The sequence below is a fragment of the Nostoc sp. UIC 10890 genome, from assembly GCF_054786515.1.
In genome coordinates this window covers 1-1,901 of sequence record NZ_JBSGKF010000121.1, presented here as the reverse complement: position 1 = coordinate 1,901, position 1,901 = coordinate 1, and the positions used below count along the sequence as shown (strand labels likewise).

The 1,901-nt window shown below is 47.6% G+C and carries 2 protein-coding genes; both read left to right on the top strand.

Annotated elements, in window-relative coordinates; translation table 11 throughout:
* The coding region (locus tag ACWATR_RS39710) for a hypothetical protein (protein WP_460345800.1) at positions 1–289 on the top strand (289 nt) is incomplete at its 5' end.
* Between the two features lie 83 nt (positions 290–372).
* A complete protein-coding gene (locus ACWATR_RS39705) occupies positions 373–1,353 on the top strand; it encodes a tyrosine-type recombinase/integrase (protein WP_460345797.1) in 981 nt (326 codons plus the stop codon).
* Positions 1,354–1,901: the final 548 nt, after the last annotated feature.

The following is a 1,901-nucleotide window of genomic DNA, read 5'->3' as shown; positions in this document are numbered from 1 at the left end:
CCTTGATGCTATAGGGAACTCCCATTGCCAAGGGGAGGATACTACCGAATTTGAGTCGCCTCCAACAGATCGCGTTACGCTACTCCACTGTGTAGAAATACTTCGCTCTGGTATTAAGCAGGGGGTGGACGCGATTAAAGGCATTCTCAAGCGATGGGTTGAGGATTTGCGCTGGGAGACGGTACTGGAACTTGAGGCGATCGCGGCGAGTGAACTGCGACTTGTGGAATCTCAAGTTCCTGAATTTTACACCTTGCTAAGTGAAGAGGTGTTGCCGATGGAGGGATAAGAAAGAGCGATCGCGTTAGCGCTAATAATGGGACAATTACTTATCAGAATCTTGCTTATAAGAAGACACGTTCCGATAAGTAAATGCATGAAACCCTTGAAAACAGTACCTCCTCTTCCTTAGCCCTTGCCTCTCCCGTTCCCCTGATCGAACACCCCGCCCAAGTCTACTTGGCGACGCTTTCCCCTGGTTCCCGTCCAGCTATGCGCCAAGCTTTAAATGCGATCGCGCGATTATTAACCAACTCAAGTTGTGATGCGATGACCCTGAACTGGGCAGCACTGCGCTACAAACATACGGCGGCAGTCCGCTCTGTGTTGAGCGAAAAATATGCACCAGCTTATGTCAACAAAGTGCTGTCTGCTTTGCGGCGAGTTTTAAAAGAAGCCTTGCGGTTAGAGATAATGGATGCTGTTGATTTTGCTCGTGCTGTAGACATTCCCAACGTTAAAGTCACCAAGCAATTGCGGGGACGTGTCCTCACGGCAGAAGAAATCGCCCAATTAATGCAAACCTGTTTTGATGACCCTACCCCCACTGGTTACAGAGATGCTGCAATATTTGCAATACTCCGTGGATCTGGAGTCCGCCGCTCTGAAGCGGTGAATTTAGACTTGAGCGACTTTGACCTGAATACCGGGGCAATACAGGTGCGTGCTGGCAAAGGTGGCAAAGATCGGACTGTGTACTTACCCGAAAGTGGTCTAACTGTCGTCTCGGATTGGTTGTCGCTTCGAGGGTACGAGGCAGGCCCCTTGCTGTGCCATGTCAACAGAGGCTCAAGGATAGTGCGGCGAAGACTTACCTCTCAAGCAGTGCTATTTATTTTGCAAAAACGTGGCGCACAAGCCTTTGTTGCTAATTTCTCTGCTCATGATTTCCGGCGGACTTTCATTTCGGAGTTGCTCGATGCTGGTGAAGACATTTCTACAGTCCAAAGGTTAGCTGGACACGCAAACAGTGACCAGACTGCCAGATATGACCGTCGCGGTGAAGAAACTAAACGCCGTGCTGTCCAAAAGTTGACTATTCCAGGACAGAGGAAGAAATCTCCTCTACGCTGATGTAGTTTCTACACTTTTTCTACACGTTCCTGGCTCTGAAATGCGATCGCTCTTCTTTTCGGTTTAGTGATCTGTATGGGTATTTTCAGCAATTAGCGTCATCACTGAGGATATTTAATACTCAGTCTCTGGCGAAGAAGATTGATGCTGGAATTTCTACGGGGTGATGTCTATATTTATTTGCTCCCAGCGTAACCGCTATGAAGAGATGTTATCGCCAATGGTAGCCATTGGCGATAGCATCTCTTCATAAAAGGCATTGCTTGAGGAATGCGCTGAGGCATTTGGCGATGATACTATCAAGGTAATTCATCATGATGAATTACACGATTTAATAAGCGTGGCCAGTCCCAGTTTACCTAGATGACACGTGAACATGAGCAATACAGGGCGTAAAAAAAAGCTGGCATCTTTCAACTGTGACCAAAGGATTTGGGAGCAGTTTATCGCCCGTTGTAAGTCAAAAGAGACGACCGCAACAGCCACGCTGCTCGAATTTATCGAACTCTACTTAGACGATTCCCAAGATAAGGTTGATGCAATAAGTG

Bases quoted from the DNA above. Each gene is read 5' to 3' on its own strand.
- ACWATR_RS39705 (WP_460345797.1), top strand. From the start codon at position 373: ATGCATGAAACCCTTGAAAACAGTACCTCCTCTTCCTTAGCCCTTGCC.